Below are 455 nucleotides of genomic sequence, written 5' to 3' on the forward strand. Positions count from 1 at the left end.
GCAGGAAGGCCTGACCAACGTGCTCAAGCACAGCCAGGCAAGCCGCGTCGTCATCGACCTGCACCGGCGCGGCGAGACGCTGAGCCTGGCCATAAACGACAATGGCGTCGGCTTCGATGCCGCCTCGCAAGCGCCCGTCCCGGGCACCGGCCTGCGCTCGATGCGGGCACGGGCCGGACGGCTGGGCGGTACGCTCGACACGCGGTCGCGGCGCGGCGAAACCGTGCTGGCCTTGCATGTGCCCGCGGCCTGACCGGCCGATCCCGGCGCGGCGGGCATAGCTAGTTTCAACGATATCCGGCCTTGGTCTCGGGTGCTATGCCCGGGGACATGCACGACTGCGTCGGTGCTGATCTGGGGAGCTTGGCCTTGACAGGAATTGCCATCGTCTCGAAGCGAAGCCTGCTGCGCTCGACCGCTCTCGCGACCTGCCTCCTGGCCCCCCTGGCCTGGAG

Annotated in this window: 1 protein-coding gene; it reads left to right on the top strand. The window is 69.2% G+C overall.

Annotated elements, in window-relative coordinates; genetic code table 11:
* Positions 1 to 253, top strand: a 253-nt coding sequence (locus ENZ74_RS34635; protein WP_348630715.1) for an ATP-binding protein, incomplete at its 5' end; no start/stop codon positions are given.
* Positions 254 to 455 lie beyond the last annotated feature (202 nt).

It is taken from the genome of Mesorhizobium sp. M7A.F.Ca.CA.002.15.2.1 (genome assembly GCF_003998715.1).
GTDB lineage: Bacteria > Pseudomonadota > Alphaproteobacteria > Rhizobiales > Rhizobiaceae > Mesorhizobium > Mesorhizobium ciceri.